Source organism: Mycoplana sp. 10N416, from assembly GCF_056394765.1.
Genome location: NZ_JBFTIM010000012.1, coordinates 16,124 through 35,252, shown reverse-complemented (window position 1 = coordinate 35,252; position 19,129 = coordinate 16,124). Strand labels below are relative to the sequence as shown.

Sequence of the window (19,129 nt, the reverse complement as noted above, 5' to 3'; positions counted from 1 at the left end):
ACTAGCGCTCGACCGCCAGGAGGCTCCAATGGGATTTACGCTGATGAGTCCCGCCTTCGCCGAAGGCGGGACAATCCCTCTCAAGTACACGCGGATGGGCGAGAACCTCTGTCCGCCGCTGAAATGGGCGGGCGCGCCGGAAGGCACGCTCAGCTTCGCGTTGGTCATCGAGGATCCGGATGCACCCCACGGAACGTTCCGGCATTTCGGGTTGTCCAACATACCGTCGGATCGGACCGAATTGCCGGAAAGCGCCGACACCGCGCCGGACCACGCGCCGCGCTTCCACAAGAACGATTTCGGCAATGTGCGCTACGACGGCCCCCAGCCGCCACCGGGCAGCGGACCGCATCGCTATGTCTTCCGGCTCGCCGCCCTCGACGTCGCGCGGCTTGGCCTGCCGGACGCGGTTGATGCCGCGTCGATGTGGGCGGAAGCCCGCAAGCACAGCGTTGCGGAAGCGACCCTTACCGGCGACCGCGTCGGTCGCCCAGGCGAACCGCCGGCTCGAAATCTGAATGTGCCGCGGTGCGAACATGCGGATCAGGCCGACCCCGCAAGCGGCCATTCCCGGGAGCGCCGGCGGAAGATAAATGCGACCCGTTCCTGTTCGCTCCCTTCCTCGGCGTGCGATGGAAGGTCGGAACCGAAGCGAAAAGCCCGCATATCCAGATGAGTATAATTAAGCTATTGTTCTTTTCTCTCGCGAGTTTTGGGTGGCTTAACTTTCGAAGTCCCACGCCGTTCTGACATTATTTTTGCACCGAGTCTTTGAAGAAAACTGGTGAAAAGCACGCGAGATATTTCTAATAAATTCTTTAATCAATTTGTTAAGTAAATATCGTTGCCGAGTGTTGTCAGATCGCACTCGATTTTCCGCCTTGAGATCTAACATCACATCGGTTTTGAGAGTCTTACAGGGATTTGCCCATATCGCTTCCGTTGTACGTGCCCCTGCGATCTGTACAGTTCGCTGAAAATCCTATGGTTTCTTGCTGAGTCAATCCTGTGGATAAAGGGCCATTTCGAACCGGCTGGTATCCGCTGCTGTGTTTTCGGTCGAGTACCTCGCGCTGCTGAAGGCGATCTATCCGTTTCCGGAGGGGTCAAACATTCAAGCGCGATTACATCTCGGTAAACCCAACTCCGGATGCCGAAGCCGGCATCGCACAACTGCCCCCGGGGCAACTGGATAGGCTGCGGCAATCTTTGCCGTCTCAGCCTATCAAAATACCGGCCCTACCGTGACCTTTCCCCGACTGTAAAATCACCTGGATTTCCTCCGGTTTCTTGCGTCCGGACCAAGGCAGGGATATGCCGACGACCAGCCGTATCTGAGCCGAAGTGGCATGCCCGAAGGTTTAGAATGGCATTTCTCATGGACCGCGGAGGCGATAGAAGTTTCCGAAGGGACCAAAATCATGTTTTCTGGAGAAAATAGCGGGTGATAGCCGATTACGTCATCGTGGGTGCGGGCTCGGCGGGTTGCGTCCTCGCGAGTAGGCTGTCCGCCGACGGGAGACACCGTGTCGCCCTGATCGAGGCCGGCGGCAGCGACCTGCATCCGTGGGTTCGCATGCCGATTGGCTATGGCAAAGCCTTCTATCACCCCGACCTCAACTGGCGTTATCAGACCGAGCCTGAACCGGCGCTTGCCAGCCGCAAGATATACTGGCCGCGCGGGCGCGTGCTCGGCGGTTCCAGCTCGATCAATGCCATGGTGTTCATCCGCGGGCAGCGCGAGGATTATGATGGCTGGGAGCGCCTTGGAAATCCTGGCTGGGGCTACTGCGATGTCCTGCCGTTCTTCAAGCGCATGGAAGACAATATTGCCGGCGCCAACGAATGGAGAGAACAAGGCGGGCCGCTCACCGTCAGCAATGTCAGCGGACTGGTGCATCCCCTGTGCGCAAGCTATCTCGCCGCCGGCGAGGCGGCCGGGCTCGCCCCAAATGACGACTTCAATGGCGCATCGCAGGAAGGCGTCGGCATCTATCAGGTTACTACCCGCCGCGGTCTGCGGGCCTCCGCATCCACGGCCTATCTGCGGCCCGCGATGCGGCGTGAAAACCTGTCCGTCGTCACCCGCGCCGTGGCGACCCGCATCCTGTTTGAAGGCAAACGGGCGGTGGGGGTGGAATATCGTCGCGGCGGGAAACGCCTGACCCTCCACGCGCGGAAGGAGGTCATCCTTTCTGCCGGCGCGGTCAATTCGCCGCAACTCCTGCAGCTTTCCGGGATCGGTGATCCGCAACTGCTGAAATCCCATGGCATCGACATCGTTTACGCGGTGCCAAATGTCGGGAAGAATCTCCAAGATCATATCGGCTTTGATTATCTCTACCGCTCAAGGGTGCCAACACTGAACAATCTCCTGCGGCCCTGGTGGGGGCAACTGGCGCTGGGATTACGGTATATCCTGGCCCGCAGCGGACCACTGTCGCTGAGCGTCAACCAGGCTGGAGGCTTTTTCCGCACCAGCCCCGGCCTTGAGCGTCCCAACATGCAGCTCTACTTCTCGCCGCTCAGCTACCTGAAGGCGATCCCCGGGAAACGGCAATTGCTGCGTCCCGATCCCTATCCGGGCTTCATCATTGGCGTTTCCAATTGTCATCCGACGAGCCGGGGCCACGTCGCCATCCGCTCGGCCGATCCTTTCGAGGCACCGCTCATCCGGGCGAACTATCTCTCCACCGAAGAGGATATGGCGGAGATGGTCGAGGCCGCTTACTTCCTGCGCCGGCTGGCTGCGCAAAAACCGATTGCCGACGCGATCGCGGAGGAACTGCAGCCCGGCGCCCATGTCCAAAGCCGTGAAGAGATCGGGGACGATATCCGCCAGCGTTCAGGCTCGGTTTTCCATGCTTCCGGCACCTGCGCCATGGGGCCGGACGCCGCGACCTCGGTGGTGGATCCGCGGCTCCGGGTTTACGGTATCGAAGGGCTGCGTGTCGTCGACGCCTCGATCTTTCCGCGCCTGACCTCCGGCAACACCAACGCGCCGTCGATCATGGTCGGCGAGCGCGGATCGGATTTTATCCTCAGCGACGCGCGCTGACGGCACCGGCGCGCGCCCCTGTCGCCAGTTGCTCGAGCACCTCGGCAAGAATGGAAACACCAGCGTTGATGTCGCGTGGCGCACAGGCGCTGAAACCAAGCGCCACCCCTTTCATTGGCGCTGGCTGCAGGCAGAAGCGGCTGATCGGTGCGGCAATGACGCCGCGGGCCGCTGCCGCCTCGCTCACCCCCAGTTCGTCCAGCCCACTGGCGAGAAGTCCGACCGTCTGGATACCGCTCTCGGATCGTTTCACATCGAGCAGCCCGCCGAGGTGACGGCCGGCGCAATCGAGCAGCACTTCCTGGCGTTCGGAATAGAGCTTGCGCATCCGCCGAATATGCGAGGCGAAGTGCCCCTCTTCGATGAAGCTTGCGACAACCGCCTGCTGGTTGCTCGGCGCGCCCTGCAATGTCGCACCGGCGATGCGGTCGAACACCTCGGCCAGTCCGGGTGGGGCGACCAGGAAACCCAGTCGAAGTGCGGGAAACAGCGACTTGCTGAAGGTCCCGACATAGATGACGCGCCCTGCCTGATCGACGCTCTTCAGCGTCGGCAGCGGCCGACCGGTATAGAAGAATTCGCCGTCGTAATCATCCTCAACGATCCACGCTCCCGCCTTGTCCGCAGCGTTGAGCAGCTCGAAGCGGCGCTCGAGGCTCATGGTCACGCCGGTCGGATGCTGGTGGGACGGCGTCACGAAGGCCAGCCGGAAATCCGGTGCGGCAGCAAGGCCGGCGGCAACATCGATCCCTTCGTCGTCGATCGGCACCGGCACCAGCCGCGCACCGCAGGAAATCAGGCTGTTGCGGGCCCCGATTGCGCCGGGATTTTCGAACCAGACCGGATCGCCGGGGTTGAGCAGGATGTTGCCGATCCGGTTGAACGCTTCCTGAGCCCCGTTGACGATGAAGATCTCCTCCGGCTCGCACACCACACCGCGATTGGCGCGCAGATGCACTGACAATGCCCTTCGAAGCGCCATCAGGCCGCTTGGTTCCGGATAACCGAGCACCAGCCCTCGCGATTCGCGCCAGTAGCGCGCCGTCAGGCGCGCCCACAGTGCTACTGGAAACGCTTCATATGCTGGAGTGCCGGTGACGAAGGCGCGAGGCTGCACCGGATGCACCAGGCGGGTGAAGAATTGGCCCGACGCCCCCTGCGTCAAACGCGCGAGATGCGCCGGCTGCGGCGCAACCCTTTTGCCGGTCACCGATCCGCTTGGCGCTACGGGGCGATGCGCGGTCAGCGCATCGCTGACGTAGGCTCCGTCACCCACGCGGGAGACGATCAGCCCCTCTGCGGTCAATTGGTCGAAGACGGCAATCGCCGTGGTCCGCGAGACGTTCTGGTCGCGTGCGAAGGTACGGCTGGACGGCAGGCGCTGGCCGGCTGCAAGCGCACCCGAAAGGATGGCGTCGCGGATGGCGCAGGTCAGCTGCGTGGCAATGGGCGTCGACGACTGGCGATCGACGCCAAGAGTCGGCAGCAGCGCGCCGCCGGAATATTTCACCATCGTTGAAAGCCTCCCCTACCATACTGCCCCACAGTAAATGGTATCCCAGTTTAATCAAATTGGCCCTTAACTGCCAACCAATGACGCGAGATTTTCCTCGAAATAACAAGCCGTTTTTGCCTGAGCACCGGGTTGAAGAAAGATAACCGCATGAAAATCCGAAGCATTGAAACCTTTTGCAACCAGTATGTTGGTTTCGTGCGCATTACGGATGAAACTGGCGCCCAGGGCTGGGGGCAGCTCTCAAACTACAATTCCGATATTACCGCGACCGTCCTGCATCGGCAGGTGGCTCCCTGGTCGCTGGGGATTGCGACCGACGATCTCGACGACCTCCTGAACCGGATAGAGGAGCGCGAACACAAGTTCCCCGGAAGCTACATTCGCCGGGCCATGTCCGGTCTCGACACAGCGATCTGGGATCTGCGCGGCAAGACAGCCGGCAAGCCGGTTGTCGAACTGCTGGGCGGCAAGCCTGGCAGCTTGCGCACCTACGCCTCCTCGATGAAGCGCGACATCACACCGGCCGACGAGGCCGAACGCTTCAAGCGGCTGCGCGATCAATACGGCTTCAATGCCTTCAAGTTCCGTGTCGGTGCCGAGGTCGGACGCAATGTCGACGAATGGCCGGGCCGAACGGAAGAAATTGTACCAACAATCCGCAAGGCCCTTGGTGAGGACGCGACCTTGCTGGTCGATGCCAATAGTTGCTACTCACCGGCACGCGCCATCGAAGTCGGACGCATGCTCGAGGACAACGGTGTCGTCCACTATGAGGAACCATGCCCCTATTGGGAGCTGGAGCAGACGAAGCAGGTCACGGACGCGCTGTCGCTGTCGGTGACCGGTGGCGAGCAGGATTCCGACCTGAGAATCTGGAAACGGATGATCGACATCCGCGCCGTCGACATCGTCCAGCCCGATGTCTGCTACATGGGTGGCGTCGCCAGAACCCTTCAGGTCGCACGCATGGCGGCAGCCGCCGGCATCAAGACGACGCCGCATTGCGCCAATCTTTCCCTGGTGACGCTCTTTACAATGCATATTCTGGCTGCCATCCCGAATGCGGGGGACTATCTCGAATTTTCGATCGAGGGCGCTGATTACTATCCTTGGCAGTACGGCCTTTTCCGTCGGCCTCCCTACACTGTTGTCGACGGCAAGGTGACGATTTCGAGCGAGCCCGGCTGGGGCACCGAGATTTCGCCGGAATGGTTGGCGCGGTCGACCTATCAGAAGAGCGAGATTGCCTGAATGACCCAAGCCACCAATCGTCTCGTCGCTGAATATTTCGCAACCGGGACACTTGCAGGTCTTCCCGACAGTCATTTCATTGATGGTGCATGGGTAGCCCCGTCATCCGGCGACAGGATGGAGACCTTTGACGCAGGTCTTGGACGCGCCTTCCACCGTTTCGCCGCGGGTGGACAGGCAGAAGCGGACGCAGCGGTAGATGCCGCGCGTCGCGCGCTTAAAGGTTCATGGCTGAAAGTGACGCCGTCAGCTCGCGGCAGCTTGCTTTTGCGGGTGGCTGAACTCATCCGCAAGAACAAGGATCGCCTGGCGGTCGTTGAAAGCCTCGATGTCGGCAAGCCGCTTCAGGAGGCTGAGGGCGACATTGCCGGTGCCGCGCGGTGTTTCGAATATTACGCCGGCGCGGCCGACAAGCTCGAGGGCAAGAGCCTGCCGCTTGGGCGCGACTATATCGGCATGACTGTCAACGAGCCGGTCGGCGTCACGGCCCATATCGTTCCATGGAACTACCCGTTCTCGACGCTGGCGCGCAGTCTGGCACCGGCACTGGCAGCCGGCTGCACCGCCGTTGTCAAACCCGCGGAGCAGACCCCGCTGACTGCCTTGCTGCTCGCAGACATCATCCGCGAGGCCGGCTTCCCGAATGGCGTCGTCAACGTTGTTCTGGGCACCGGTGCCGCTATGGGCGCGCCTCTGGTTGCCAACCGCGAGGTTCGCCACATCACCTTTACCGGATCGGTCGATACCGGGATTGCAGTAATGCAGTCGGCAGCGGCCAACGTTGCCTCCGTCGTGCTTGAACTGGGCGGCAAATCGCCGGCAATTGTGCTTGCCGATGCCAATCTCGAACGCGCAGCGGATGACATCATCGGTGCGATCTTCGAAAATGCCGGGCAGATCTGTTCGGCAAGTTCAAGACTGGTGGTCGAGCGCAATGTGCATGACGAGATGGTCGCGCTTCTGAGCGCAAGGGCACAAAAGCTGGCCATCGGCCACGGATTGCGCCGCTCGACGCTCGGCCCCCTCAACTCGCTCCAGCAACTGCGCAAGATCGGCGCTTACGTCGATGCGGCGAAGGCGCGGGGACTGACCATCGCCTCGGGTGGCGAGGCTTGCCGCGATCCGCAGAGCGAAGCCGGCTGGTTCTTCCAGCCGACGATTATCGACGATGTTCCGGTCTCCGATGCGCTTGCCCAGGAAGAAATTTTCGGACCGGTTCTCGCCGTACAGGTTGCCGAGGATATCGACCACGCCGTGGAGATCGCCAATTCGACCGCCTTCGGTCTGGTCGCCGGAATTTATACCCGCGATTTCGCCGCCGCCCATCGCATCGCCCGCGATATCGAGGCTGGCCAGGTCTTCATCAACGAGTATTTCGCAGGCGGCATCCTGGCGCCTTTCGGCGGTGTGAAATTGTCCGGCATCGGTCGCGAAAAGGGATTTGATGGCCTGCGCAGCTATTGCAAAGTCAAAACCATTACAGCGCGCATAGAGGGGTAGGACCTATGGTCCGGCAGGGTATATTTACAAGCGATTTCAAGACGACACCCTACTGGTGGGAGCGCAGCCCACGGCCGAAATTTCCTGCGATGCCCCTGCCACGTGCGACAGACGTTGCCGTGGTCGGCTCCGGCTATACCGGCTTGCATGCTGCCTTGCAGACAGCACGCGGCGGACGATCAACGCTGGTCTTTGATGCCGAAGACGCCGGTTTTGGCTGCAGCACCCGCAATGGCGGACAGATCAGCACCAGCGTCAAGCCCAGCTTCGCCTTGCTGGCCAAGCGTCACGGCGAGGCCCGGGCCCGCGCCATTCTCGAAGATGGCCGACAGTCGCTGAAATGGATGGGCGAATTTGTCGCCGAGGAAGGTATAGAATGTGATTTCAATGTCGTTGGCCGTTTCCATGCGGCCCATAGCGAACCCGCCTACAAGCGCCTTGTCGCAGCCCTTGCCAGCGAGCCCAAAGGGCTCGAAACGGCTGGTGAGGTCGTCAACCGGGCCGATCAGCGTTCCCATCTTGGGACCGACGCCTATCATGGCGGCGTCATGTATCCGCACCATGCCTCCATCGACCCGGGCCAGTACCACCAGGGTCTCCTCGACCGCGTCAAGGCCGCCGGTGCAATGATCGCTGCCAATTGCCCGGTCACAGGCATCGAACGCCTTACAACCGGCTTCCGCCTCAGCACTCCGCACGGCGAGGTTCACGCCCGTGACGTCGTGATCGCAACGAACGCCTATACGTCGAATCTAACGCCATGGCATCGCCGGCGTGTCATCCCGATCGGCAGCTATGTCATCGCCACCGAGGAAATTCCCGCGCCCCTGATGGACCGGCTATTTCCGACAAACGCCATCGTCTCCGACACGCGGGAGGTGGTTTACTACTACCGTGTCTCGCCGGACCGCAAGCGCGTGCTTTTCGGCGGACGGGTCAGCCAGGGCGAAACCGATCCCCGCATCAGCGGACCGAAACTGCGAGCCGAACTCGTGCGCCTGTTTCCCGAACTGGCCGCGACGCGGGTTAGCCATTCGTGGATGGGGCTCGTTGCCTACACGTTCGACACGATGGCGCATACTGGAATGCACGACGGCATCTATTACGCAATGGGCTATTGCGGCTCTGGCGTCGGAATGGCGAGCTATCTCGGCATGCGCACGGGGCAGAAGCTGCTCGGGCTCAAGGAAGGCAAGACCGGATTTGACGCCACGACCTTCCAGACCCGGCCGTTTTACACCGGCAATCCCTGGTTTCTGGCAGCATCCGTCGCCTACTACCGCTGGCGCGACAGCCGAAATGCGTAACGCCATCCGAAGGACGAAGTGGTCTTGTCGAAGCAGCAAAATGGACCTGTGGGAGAGGGCCAATCTGCTCTTAGATCATGATCCGGCCGAGGGCACGACCGTCCCGGGAGGCGGGACCATCGAGATAGCCGGGGCATACATGACCGAGTGTTTTGGGAGGGGCACGGACAAAATCAGCCCGATGTGAATGCGACACGGAGTGCCGGCGGCGATCAGCCGCCACCGGAATGAGGACCTACCATCAATCGATAAAACGAAGGCCGGAAGACCGGCTCGTGAGGAGAACGCAGATGAAACTTCGCAAACTGAGATATCTTGCATCGAGCGCCTTCGTGCTCGCGATGGTCGCTGGCCCAGTCCAGGCGGAGCAGCAGACCCTGCGGCTTCTGACCTGGGGCAATTACGCGCCGGACAACGTCGTCGAGCTTTTCGAAAAGCAATACCCCGACATCAAGGTCGAGGTGACGTTCTCAAACAATGAGGAAATGGTTGCCAAGCTGCGCGCGACCGGCGGGTCTGGTTTCGACCTCGCCCAGCCGAGCCATGACCGCATCTTCGCCGCGCAGTCTGAGTACAACATCTACAAGCCGCTCGATCTTTCCAAAATCAACACTGACGTGCTGGATCCCAAGCTTCTCGAAGGCGTTAAGGCAAACACGACGATAAACGGCGATGTCTATGCCGTGCCGCACGAGTGGGGCACATCCGGCATCATGGTCGACAAGTCCAAGGCTCCAGACATCAAGAACTGGGCTGACCTTTGCGATCCGCAGTACAAGGGCCGCACATCGATGCGCCTGCGCCGTACCATCCTGCTTGGCATGGCCTATTCGATGGGCAAGGATCCCTTTGCAGCTTACGGCGATCTGGGTGAGTACCAGAAGATCCTCGATGAAGTCAGCGAAAAGCTGATCGCCTGCAAGGACAACCTCAAGGCCTATTGGAAGGGTGGGGATGACTTGTCGGCCCTGATGCTTTCGGGCGAAGTCATTGCCTCGGAAACATGGGATTCAACCGCTTACAAGCTCTATGCCGAAAACCAGAACATCGTCTTCGTGCCGCCGGCAACCGGTGCGCTCGCATGGATCGACACATTCGCCATGCCGCGCAAGGGCGAGGCTGACGACGCCGCATACAAGTGGATCAACTTCGTCATGCAGCCCGAGATCGTCACGTTGATGTCGGCCAAGAGCGGCGCCATCGTCGCCGTCAAGGACGGGATCTCGATGATGCCCGAGGACAAGAAGGCAGCCGTCGAGGCGGCCTTCAACGCTGACGACATTGCCAACCTCAAGTTCTTCGCCAACATTCCTCCGGGTCTTGAGGACATGGAAGGCAAAGCACTCGAAAAGATCAAAGCCGCGACTGGCGCGGAATAATCCATCAGCAGGCGGCGGGGGCAAAACCTCCGCCGCAACTGCGGGAGCCCACATGTTCGATCTTGAATGCCACGATATTACTAAGCGATTCGGCGCGTTTACAGCGGTTTCCAATGTCTCGCTCGATGTGCCAAGCGGATCGTTCTTTTCCGTCCTGGGTCCGTCCGGATGCGGCAAGACGACACTGATGCGGATGATCGCCGGTTTTGAAACTCCGACCTCCGGCGATATCCGCCTGAAGGGCACGTCGGTGGTGACGACGCCACCGAACAAGCGCAATGTTAAGATGGTATTCCAGCATCTTGCCCTTTTCCCGATGATGAACGTCGGTGAGAACATCGCCTACGGGCTACGCTGCCGCGGCGCCGGCAAGGCCGAAATCACCGAGCGGGTTCGCAATGTCCTCGAACGCATCGGACTGCCTAACGTCGCCCACAAGCAGGTGGCCCAGCTTTCCGGCGGCCAGCGCCAGCGCATCGCGATCGCGCGCTGCATGGTTCTCGAACCCGACGTCCTTCTTCTCGACGAGCCGCTCGGCGCGCTCGACCTGAAACTGCGCGAGCGCATGAAGATCGAACTGAAGATGCTGCAGAGCCAGTTCGACACGACGTTCCTCTACATCACCCACGACCAGTCCGAAGCGCTGGTCATGTCCGACAATGTCGCTGTCATGAACGGCGGTCGGTTCGAGCAGATCGGAACGCCGCAGGATCTCTATCACAAGCCCGCGAGCGGCTTTGTTGCCGGCTTCGTCGGCGACAGCAATCGCTGGCGAGGCAAAGTGGCGTCCGTCGAAGGTGACCGGGCGCGGGTCGAGCTCACCTCCGGTGACAGCGTCGTTGCAAGCTTTGCAGGCCCCGTGCCGGTCGGCTCGACCGTCGAGGTTTTCGTGCGCCCCGAAGCAATCGCCATCAATCGCACGGTCGACTATAAGGTCAACGAGATCCATGGTGTGGTCGACGGTCTCCTCTTTAATGGCGCCAACAGCCGCGTGTTGGTTCGCAGCTTTGGGGGCGAGTTGATCGAGGTCAACACGCCGGAAGCCGAAGGCAACGAACCGCTTCGCGCGCACGACAAGGTCAAGCTAACGTTCACGCAAGCGCGAACGCTCGGCTTCCCTCAAGGGGCGAAACCGTGACCGCCAAAGACGCAAAACGCCTGTTCCTGTTTCTGTTGCTGACGCCGTTTTTTCTCTGGATTGGGGTGCTGATCGTCCTGCCGCAGCTTGGCATCGCCAGCGTGTCGCTGCGCGAAAAGGTCGGCCCCGGACAATACACTTTCGGGTTTGGCAACTATGCGGCCTTCCTCGGGGAACCAATCTACTGGAACACGCTGCTTCGCACTGCAGCGACATCGATCTTGGTAACTTTCCTGGCACTGCTGATCGGATTTCCCGTCGCCTATTACGTCGCCAAGGTAGCTTCATACCGGTCCCGCGCCGGCCTGTTCCTTTTGTGCCTGGTGCCCCTGTGGGTCAGCGACCTCGTGCGCGCCTTCGGATGGATCATCCTCTTGCGCGAGACCGGCGTCATATCGGGCGCGCTGCAGGCAACGGGACTCATCTCTGGTCCGATCGAGCTTCTCTACAATGATGCCACCGTCATCGTCGGCCTAGTCTACACCGTCGTTCTGTTCATGATCGTTCCCCTTGTCTCGACCCTTGACGGCATGGATGACAGCATGCTCGAGGCCGGTCTGAATCTTGGTGGCACTCGTCTTACTGTTTTTCGCCGGATAGTTATCCCATATGCGATGCCCGGCATCGTCGCCGGCTGCATCATCGTGTTCATGCTGACTGCGGGCAGCTATCTGACGCCGGTGCTGCTCGGCGGCAAGAACAGCATGTGGTTTACCGAGCAGATCTACGAGCAGTTCATCACCCGCTACAATTGGGAAGCGGGAGCAACATTCGGGGTCCTGCTGCTGGTTTTCACTTCGGCAGTCGTCTGGATCGGCCTGCGCCTGACGGGCCAGAACCTTGCTTCCACTGTTGCCAAGGATTGATCATGAACGTTGCTGCACCGCAATCGCCATTCCTGCGCCGGGTCTACCAAGGCTACATGCTGGCATTTTTCCTGTATCTGGCAGCACCGCTGCTGGTCGCCGGCCTGTTTGCCTTCAACAACTCGCAGTTTCCGTCGCTGCCTTGGCAGGGGTGGACGCTTGCCTGGTTCGTGAATGGGAGCGAGCCGCAGGTTGGCCTGCTCCACGATCGCCGCCTGTTGCAGGGACTGATGACGTCGTTCAAGATCGGCATTATCGTCTCCGCCCTGTCGGTCTTCGTCGGCGCATGCAACGCGTTCCTCTTCGAACGCCATGACTTCCCGGGAAAATCGGTGCTCTACGTGCTGATGATCGTGCCGCTGGTGATACCCGGCGTCATCGTGGGCATCTCGATCCTCATCTTCGCCAGTATGATCGCCAACGGAGTGGAGAATACGCTCGGTTACGATTGGTCGATGTTGCGTCCTGGATTGCCGCTGGTGGTGCTCGGCCAGTTCTCGTTCCTGACGACGATCACATCGCTCGTCATCGCCGCCCGCCTGCGCAAGTTCGACGCGGCCCTCGAAGAGGCAGCGCTCAATCTCGGCGCCGGCCGGTTCCGGGTCTTGCGCACGGTTACCCTACCATTCCTGATGCCGGCCCTGATCTCGGCCTTCATCGTCGCATTTCTCGTTTCGTTCGAGAATTTTAACACGACATTGATGCTGGTCGGCTCCGAGGCACCGCTGACGATCACCATGTATGACCGCATGGCCAAGGTCGGCTCAACGCCGGTGCTCAATGCCGTGTCCTTCGTGCTGATGGTCGGTTCCGGCGTATTGGCTCTCATCAGCGTCATGGTCCAGCGCGACCCGTCACGCGACATTGCATAGGACGGAAATATTGACGCATCATTCTGCCGAAAATCCCGCCGTGGGTGAATTCTTGTCCATGCCGGGCCTCGCATCGATCGACCTGGGACAACCCCAACCAAAGCCGGCGTCATTATCCGGCGAACAGCTCGAGGCGTCGAAGCAATTGTGGTGCTCCTCCGACGCCATGAGGATTGGTATCTGGGAATGCACGCCGGGGCGCTTTCCGCCATCCGCGAAACCAGTTCCAAGACATGCTATATTATCTGCGGCCGCATTTCGTTGCACGGCGCCGACGGCTTCTCGCAGGAGCTGGGCGCCGGCGACTGCCGCAGGGCTGGCGCGGCGAATGGACCATTCACGAAACAGTCGAGACCAGGCCGTCGGCGGCGGCACGGTCATAGGCCTGCAGCAGCCGGTGCACCTGGCTGCGGCTGAGCCCAAGAAGTTCGGCCACCTGGACGACCGTCAGGCTACCACCGCGAATCTGCTGGATGAGTTCAAGACGATGCAATTCCTTTTGCGGCATGACGATCAAACAAGACATGACGACTCCGAACGCTCATGGTCTCAACCACGCTTCACGCCGCCAGTCTTCCTTCCAAACGTTGACGTTTGACCAGCATCCCAAGAGGCGACGGCTGTCGCATCTCTAACTGGCTCACACTGTCGCATGCGGCGACCAGCCGTGCATGATCCGCTCAATGACCGATTGGCGGACATGGGCGAAGCGCGCGAGCCTGCGCAGTTTGGCTCGGCGTTCGCGCGCCATGTCATTGGCCGTAACGCAATAGTAGCCGTTGATATCCGGCATCTGCGGATCGACGAAGGTGTTGCGTCTGATCTCACGGAAAATCGTCGAGCGGTGCCGGCCGAGTTTTTCCGCAATGATCTCGACACCGATGCCCGCCATCCGCCAACGGGCAATTTTGCGTCGTTCATCCATGTCGATCTGGGAGTAGGTGCGTTTCATGCGCTGTTCCTCGCGTGAGATAAGCCATTGTTACTCTCGCAAGTCGCACTTCATCCTTGAACCCACCCCCCTACAGCTGCCGGGCAACCGTTAATAGCGAGCCGCCCGGAACACCGCACTTGACGAGCCAGTCCCTGAGCGCCGCAGCCGCCAGCAAGGCGCCGGCGCCGAGCAGATTGTGACCGCAGCCGTGGCCTGCGCCGTTCGTGGAAACTGTGTTCGGTCAAACCCGCTTCCTGACTCAACTCCGGCAAAGCGTCATACTCTCCGAGAAATGCGATGACCGGACCGCCTTCTCCTGCTTCGCCCATGACCGATGTGGACAGACCCCACAGGCCCGTCTGCACGCGAAATCCTTGACGTCGCAGTATCCTTATGAGCGGCCGCCGACTGAAATTCCTCGAAATTCAATTCCGGTGTCGCCCACACACGATCACTGAGCTCGATATGGGCTTGCGCATGGTCATCGACGTGAGCCCAGATGTCCCGCGTCTTGTTCACGGCATACTCCTGCGCGATTTGGCTTCTTCAGACCAAGCGAACGACGCTGTTCATGGTTGAATGAGGTCGGCGGCGCGCTCACCGATCATGATCGATGTTGCGTTGGTATTGCCGGCGATATGTCGTGGGAAGATCGACGCATCGGCGACCCACAGGTTCTCGGCGCCGCGAATCCGCAAGTCGGGCAACAAGACTGATTTCTCGTCGCTTCCCATGCGGCAGGTGCCCACAGGGTGCAGGAACGGCACGGTGGCTCCGCGAACGTATACCTCGTCCGCCGCTCTTCCCGCAGTCGGTGCGGGAACATCGAGGAGTTGCTGCACATGGTCGCCGAATGGCGGGGTCGATGCGATGCGCCTGATCCATTCCAGGCACCGCATCACGCCACCGAAATCATCCGGATGATCCAGCAGGCGCGGATAGATCGCGATGTGGTCACGGGGGTTATTGGACTTTAGCGCGAGATGGCCTCGGCTCTTTGGATAGTTCAAGTTGGCCAGAATCGTCACAAGCTTTCGCACTGGAACCTTGTGCTTTCCATCCGCCGTCGTCGTATAGCCGAAGGGGAATAGATGAAACTGGGTATCGGGAACGGCCAGGTCTTGCATCGATTTCACGAATGCCAGCACCGAGGCGCTTGGGACGCCCAGCACGCCTCGCCGGGCCAAGGTCCATTGGAAAAACGTCTTCACCATTCCTAAATAGGATGCGTAGGCATTTCCGGTATCGATATTGACTTCTGCGGTCACATAGAGACCGGGATGCTCCATCAGATTGCGGCCGACTTCGGGGCTCGCCACGACGGTTTCGATTCCATGTTTCGCGAGCTCGACAGGGTCGCCCACGCCGGAGAGCATCAGCAGATGCGGAGAATTCAACGAACCAGCGCTCAACACCACCCCCCGCCGGGCCTTCGCCAGCACAGTCCGGTCGCCTCGGCGATATTGCACGCCGGTTGCGCGGCGGCCCGAAAACACGATGCGTTCGACCAGAGCATTATCGACGAAGGACAGCTGTGAATTTTTGATCTGCGGCAGGATAAAGGCATCAAACGACGAGTGCCGCACACCATTCTTGATGGAACCCTGGTTCCATGCCACGCCCTCGTGAGAGGTTCCGTTGAGATCGGGATTTTCCGGCACGCCCGCGTTGACGAAGCTTTCGATGAAGCGCTCGGAGATCGGATGTTTCCAACGCGGAGCGGTGACGTGCAGAGGACCCATTCCGCCGCGAAACGCATTGCCCCCGCCGACCTCGGCCGTTTCCATCTTGCGGAAATAAGGCAATACGGAGTTCCAATCCCAGCCCGGATTTCCCATTTCCGCCCAGGTGTCGTAATCCTTCGCGAGGCCACGGATGAAAATCATGCCATTAATCGCCGAAGACCCGCCGGGCACCCGGCCGCGCGGCCACACTTCCTGCAACCCGTTTCGGCTCGGATCTGACTCGGTCTTAAAGTTCCAGTCATATCGATCGTTGCCGATCGTATACATGCAAAATGCCGGTACCCGCGTTAGATGAAGACGCTCGCGCTTGCCGGCCTCAAGCAACAGGACGCTCGCTCCCTTCTCCAGCATTTCACAAGCTGGAGTCACCGAATTCGGTTGCAGTTCAGCTAAGCAGGCGAGGCTGCGTATATTCCCGCAGGCCCTCGATGCCCATCTCGGCGCCGAATCCGGACTCCTTGCAGGGGCTCACTGGGTAATCGAGGTTGTACTCTAGGTGCTTGTTTACCCAGGCCGGCCGGCCCGCTTCGGACCGGCTGCGATGGGAATGGCCGGATTAGCTCGCCATTCGCAGGGCCGCGTCGATGGCGGCCAGAAGCCCATCCGCAATCGCAGTGGCGCTCTTCCAGCACAGAGGGCGGCGCTAGCAGAAGGTGATCGCCGCGAAGACCGTCGACCGTGCCCCCCAACCCACTGACCATCAGGCCCCGCTCGAAGCTCTCTGCCTTGACCCGCGCGCCGATCTTCGCCTTGGGATCGAAGGGGGATTTATCCGCGCGGTCTTGCACCAGTTCGACCCTCTGGAACAGCCCGCGGCCGCGAATGTCACCGAACCGACGTTGATGCCGATCATGCCAAAGTCGAGTGCTTCGCCCACACGAAAGACACGGTTCACATTCTGGGTGTAAAAATAGGCCGACAGGCCATACGGTGTATTATTGGCCATGGCGATCGCCTCTTCTTCGGTCGAGAAGCGGAAGAGCGGCGCTACGGGTCCGAAGGTCTCCTCGGTGAAGACGAGCATGTCCACGGTCACGTTGGTCAGGATGGTGGGCGCATAGAAGAGGCCCGAAAGCACCCGACCGCCGGCAACGACCTCGGCACCCTTGATGACCGCATCCTCAACATGGGTCGAGATCTTGTTGATCGCGGCTGTATTGACCATCGGACCGAGGGTGGAATCTGCCTCCAGGCCGTTGCCGACCTTCAACGTGGATGCGGCCTCAGTCAGACGCTTGGCAAAGAGGTCATGGATGCCGTCTTGGACGAGGATCCGGTTCGACGCGACGCAGGCCTCGAACGGCTCGTAGAAGGCCTGCTCCTGACTCTTCGTATAGGAACCGCCATAGGACGTGACCGTCAGCGCGTCCTGCGCTATGACCGGACCCGAGGCGACCAATGCGATCGCCACGCTGCTAAGCGCCAATTTCAAACTTCCCATCATGTTCCCCCTCGCCGTTCTGGCACCCATTCTGGGGGAACCGATTGCCGGCCGGCGTGTTGGGAGTAGCCAAACATCGAAGGAGGCGACCATGAAAGCGCTGACCTGGCACGGCAAGCACGACATCCGTTGCGAAAGCGTTCCCGACCCGACCATCGAGGACGGGCGCGACGCCATCATCAAGGTGACGGCCTGCGCGATCTGCGGATCGGATCTGCACCTCTACAACGGCATCATCCCGTCTATGCACAGCGGGGACATCATGGGCCACGAGACGATGGGCGAGGTCGTCGAGGTCGGCAAGGACAACAGGAAGCTCAAGGTCGGCGACCGCGTCGTCGTGCCGTTCACGATCGCCTGCGGCGAGTGCTTCTTTTGCCGGCGCGGCTATTTTTCCGGCTGTGAGCGCAGCAATCCCGATCGCGAGAAAGTCACCGAGATGTGGGGCAACTCGCCAGCTGGCCTGTTCGGCTACTCGCATCTGCTCGGCGGCTACAGCGGCGGCCAGGCCGAATACCTGCGGGTGCCCTATGCCGACGTCGGGCCGGCCAAGGTGCCGGAGGGATTGACCGACGAGCAGGTGCTGTTTTTGTCCGACATCTTCCCCACCGGCTACATGGCCGCGGACTTCTGCAACATCCAGGAGGGCGACACGATCGCCATTTGGGGCTGCGGTCCGGTCGGCCAGATGGCAATCCGCTCGGCTTTCCTGCTCGGCGCCGAGCGCGTCATTGCTATTGACAGTGTCCCCGAACGGCTGACGCTGGCGACCTCCGCCGGGGCGGTGACGCTCGATTATCTCGACGAGGATGTCTACGATCGGATCATGGAGCTGACCGGGGGGCGAGGGGCGGATGCTTGCATTGATGCCGTTGGGACTGAGTCCGATCCGTCGGCGAGCTGGGATGCGCGCTGGGACCGCATCAAGGTCGCGACCTTCATGGGCACCGACCGCCCGCACGTGCTGCGCCAGGCGATTCATTGCTGCCGCAACTTCGGCACCGTCTCGATCGTAGGCGTTTACGGCGGCTTTCTAGACAAGATTCCATTCGGTTCCGCGATCAACCGCGGGCTGACCTTCCGCATGGCCCAGACGCCGGTTCAGTACTACCTCCCGATGCTGTTGCAGCGCATCGAAAGGGGCGAGATCGATCCCTCCTTCGTGATCACACATCGCGGCAGCCTGGAAGACGGGCCCGATCTCTACAAGACGTTCCTGGAAAAGAAGGACGGCTGCGTTAAGGTCGTTCTCAAGCCCTGAAGGAGCACTGTCATGAACACGAACCAGACCGAGAAAGGTCTTGCCATCGTCACCGGTGCGTCGAGCGGCATCGGCTGCGAACTTGCCAAGTGCGCGGCCGCCGAGGGCTATGACCTCGTCATTGCCGCGGACGAGCCGGAAATCCACCAGGCGGCGGCGACGCTCCGCGACATTGGCGTGTCGGTCGAGGCTGTCGAGGCCGACCTGTCGACTATGGAGGGCGTCGAGCGGCTGGTCGATCGTGTGCAGGCCGCGAACCGGCCGATCGACCTCCTGATGCGCGAATGCCGGCCGCGGGCTTGGCGAGGGTTTCCTCGACCAGGACTTTGCCGAAGCGCGGCGGGTGGTGGACACCAACATCACCGGCACGATCTACCTGGCCCAGCGTATCGGCAATCTCATGCGCAGCCAGGGATACGGGCGGATCCTGTTCACCGGCTCGATCGCCGGCTTCATGCCAGGCACCTATCAGGCCGTCTACAACGCCACGAAGGCGTTCATCAACAGCTTCTCCTTCGCGTTGCGCGAGGAACTCCAGGGCTCAGGCGTCAGCGTCAGTTGCCTGATGCCCGGGGCGACGGAGACCCGCTTCTTCGAACGCGCCCACCTTATGGACACCGCGATCGGCCAGGCGAAGAAGGACGATGCGGCCGACGTCGCGAAGATCGGCTTCGATGCGATGATGGACGGTGAGGGCGACGTCGTCAGTGGCTGGAAGAACAAGCTGCAGGCGGCGGTGGCCAACATCACACCGGCGAGCATCCTCGCCGAGAAGCACCGCAAGATGGCTGAACCGGGCTCGGCCGCTGACTGATCCGGCAGAACGAGAGCGGGAGCCCGGAAGCGGCGCTAGGGGCAAGG

The 19,129-nt window shown here is 60.9% G+C and carries 11 protein-coding genes and 6 pseudogenes; 11 read left to right on the top strand and 6 right to left on the bottom strand.

The window, feature by feature from the left end; translation table 11 throughout:
• Positions 1–28 precede the first annotated feature (28 nt).
• Both AC1DDS_RS21535 and AC1DDS_RS21530 read left to right on the top strand, forming a co-directional pair.
• Positions 29–475, top strand: a pseudogene (locus AC1DDS_RS21535) (YbhB/YbcL family Raf kinase inhibitor-like protein); the annotation flags it as partial.
• 969 nt (positions 476–1,444) lie between these two features.
• A complete protein-coding gene (locus AC1DDS_RS21530; protein WP_477480708.1) occupies positions 1,445–3,058 on the top strand; it encodes a GMC family oxidoreductase in 1,614 nt (537 codons plus the stop codon).
• On the opposite strand, the gene pdxR is transcribed toward AC1DDS_RS21530, so the two are convergent.
• Complete coding sequence (pdxR, locus tag AC1DDS_RS21525) at positions 3,042–4,571, bottom strand: MocR-like pyridoxine biosynthesis transcription factor PdxR (RefSeq protein ID WP_477480707.1); 1,530 nt, start codon at positions 4,569–4,571, stop codon at positions 3,042–3,044. The two genes, AC1DDS_RS21530 and pdxR, sit on opposite strands and share 17 nt — an antisense overlap.
• Positions 4,572–4,721: 150 nt before the next feature.
• On the opposite strand from pdxR, the gene AC1DDS_RS21520 reads away from it, so the two are divergent.
• The 7 genes from AC1DDS_RS21520 (at position 4,722) to AC1DDS_RS21490 (ending at position 12,887) form a co-directional block, all read left to right on the top strand.
• A complete protein-coding gene (locus tag AC1DDS_RS21520) occupies positions 4,722–5,825 on the top strand; it encodes a mandelate racemase/muconate lactonizing enzyme family protein (RefSeq protein WP_477480706.1) in 1,104 nt (367 codons plus the stop codon).
• Entirely contained in the window at positions 5,826–7,325 is a 1,500-nt protein-coding gene (locus tag AC1DDS_RS21515; RefSeq protein WP_477480705.1) for an aldehyde dehydrogenase family protein, read from the top strand.
• A gap of 89 nt (positions 7,326–7,414) precedes the next feature.
• Positions 7,415–8,632 carry an NAD(P)/FAD-dependent oxidoreductase gene (locus AC1DDS_RS21510; protein WP_477480704.1) on the top strand — a complete coding sequence of 406 codons (1,218 nt, stop codon included), beginning with the start codon at positions 7,415–7,417 and terminating at the stop codon, positions 8,630–8,632.
• A gap of 290 nt (positions 8,633–8,922) precedes the next feature.
• Positions 8,923–10,011, top strand: a complete 1,089-nt coding sequence (locus tag AC1DDS_RS21505) for an extracellular solute-binding protein (protein ID WP_477480703.1) — start codon at positions 8,923–8,925, stop codon at positions 10,009–10,011.
• A gap of 52 nt (positions 10,012–10,063) precedes the next feature.
• Positions 10,064–11,149, top strand: coding sequence for an ABC transporter ATP-binding protein (locus AC1DDS_RS21500; protein ID WP_477480702.1), 1,086 nt, complete (start codon positions 10,064–10,066; stop codon positions 11,147–11,149).
• Positions 11,146–12,015: an ABC transporter permease gene (locus AC1DDS_RS21495; RefSeq protein WP_477480701.1), complete on the top strand. Its 870-nt coding sequence runs from the start codon at positions 11,146–11,148 to the stop codon at positions 12,013–12,015. The genes AC1DDS_RS21500 and AC1DDS_RS21495 overlap by 4 nt, the downstream gene beginning before the upstream one ends.
• A gap of 2 nt (positions 12,016–12,017) precedes the next feature.
• The gene (locus AC1DDS_RS21490; RefSeq protein WP_477480700.1) at positions 12,018–12,887 is read left to right on the top strand and encodes an ABC transporter permease; all 870 of its coding nucleotides are present in this window, start codon (positions 12,018–12,020) and stop codon (positions 12,885–12,887) included.
• Between the two features lie 349 nt (positions 12,888–13,236).
• Here the strand turns inward: AC1DDS_RS21490 and AC1DDS_RS21485 are convergent.
• The 5 genes and pseudogenes from AC1DDS_RS21485 to AC1DDS_RS21465 form a co-directional block, all read right to left on the bottom strand.
• Positions 13,237–13,413, bottom strand: a pseudogene (locus AC1DDS_RS21485) (helix-turn-helix domain-containing protein); the annotation flags it as partial.
• A 129-nt stretch (positions 13,414–13,542) separates the two neighbouring features.
• Positions 13,543–13,839: pseudogene (locus AC1DDS_RS21480) on the bottom strand (helix-turn-helix domain-containing protein); the annotation flags it as partial.
• A gap of 551 nt (positions 13,840–14,390) precedes the next feature.
• Positions 14,391–15,833: a GMC family oxidoreductase gene (locus tag AC1DDS_RS21475; RefSeq protein WP_477480699.1), complete on the bottom strand. Its 1,443-nt coding sequence runs from the start codon at positions 15,831–15,833 to the stop codon at positions 14,391–14,393.
• Between the two features lie 359 nt (positions 15,834–16,192).
• Positions 16,193–16,396, bottom strand: a pseudogene (locus AC1DDS_RS21470) (aspartate aminotransferase family protein); the annotation flags it as partial.
• A gap of 53 nt (positions 16,397–16,449) precedes the next feature.
• Positions 16,450–17,007: pseudogene (locus tag AC1DDS_RS21465) on the bottom strand (aldehyde dehydrogenase family protein); the annotation flags it as partial.
• Between the two features lie 91 nt (positions 17,008–17,098).
• On the opposite strand from AC1DDS_RS21465, the gene AC1DDS_RS21460 reads away from it, so the two are divergent.
• On the top strand, positions 17,099–18,268 hold the full coding sequence (locus AC1DDS_RS21460) for a zinc-dependent alcohol dehydrogenase (protein ID WP_477480698.1): 1,170 nt from the start codon (positions 17,099–17,101) through the stop codon (positions 18,266–18,268).
• Between the two features lie 12 nt (positions 18,269–18,280).
• A pseudogene (locus AC1DDS_RS21455) lies at positions 18,281–19,082 on the top strand (SDR family NAD(P)-dependent oxidoreductase).
• The last annotated feature ends 47 nt before the right edge of the window (positions 19,083–19,129 follow it).

Excerpts from the sequence above, each read along its gene's own strand:
- pdxR (WP_477480707.1), bottom strand. The coding sequence starts at position 4,571 with ATGGTGAAATATTCCGGCGGCGCGCTGCTGCCGACTCTTGGCGTCGAT.
- AC1DDS_RS21520 (WP_477480706.1), top strand. The coding sequence starts at position 4,722 with ATGAAAATCCGAAGCATTGAAACCTTTTGCAACCAGTATGTTGGTTTC.
- AC1DDS_RS21515 (WP_477480705.1), top strand. The coding sequence starts at position 5,826 with ATGACCCAAGCCACCAATCGTCTCGTCGCTGAATATTTCGCAACCGGG.
- AC1DDS_RS21510 (WP_477480704.1), top strand. The coding sequence starts at position 7,415 with ATGCCCCTGCCACGTGCGACAGACGTTGCCGTGGTCGGCTCCGGCTAT.
- AC1DDS_RS21505 (WP_477480703.1), top strand. The coding sequence starts at position 8,923 with ATGAAACTTCGCAAACTGAGATATCTTGCATCGAGCGCCTTCGTGCTC.
- AC1DDS_RS21500 (WP_477480702.1), top strand. The coding sequence starts at position 10,064 with ATGTTCGATCTTGAATGCCACGATATTACTAAGCGATTCGGCGCGTTT.
- AC1DDS_RS21490 (WP_477480700.1), top strand. The coding sequence starts at position 12,018 with ATGAACGTTGCTGCACCGCAATCGCCATTCCTGCGCCGGGTCTACCAA.
- AC1DDS_RS21475 (WP_477480699.1), bottom strand. The coding sequence starts at position 15,833 with ATGTATACGATCGGCAACGATCGATATGACTGGAACTTTAAGACCGAG.
- AC1DDS_RS21460 (WP_477480698.1), top strand. The coding sequence starts at position 17,099 with ATGAAAGCGCTGACCTGGCACGGCAAGCACGACATCCGTTGCGAAAGC.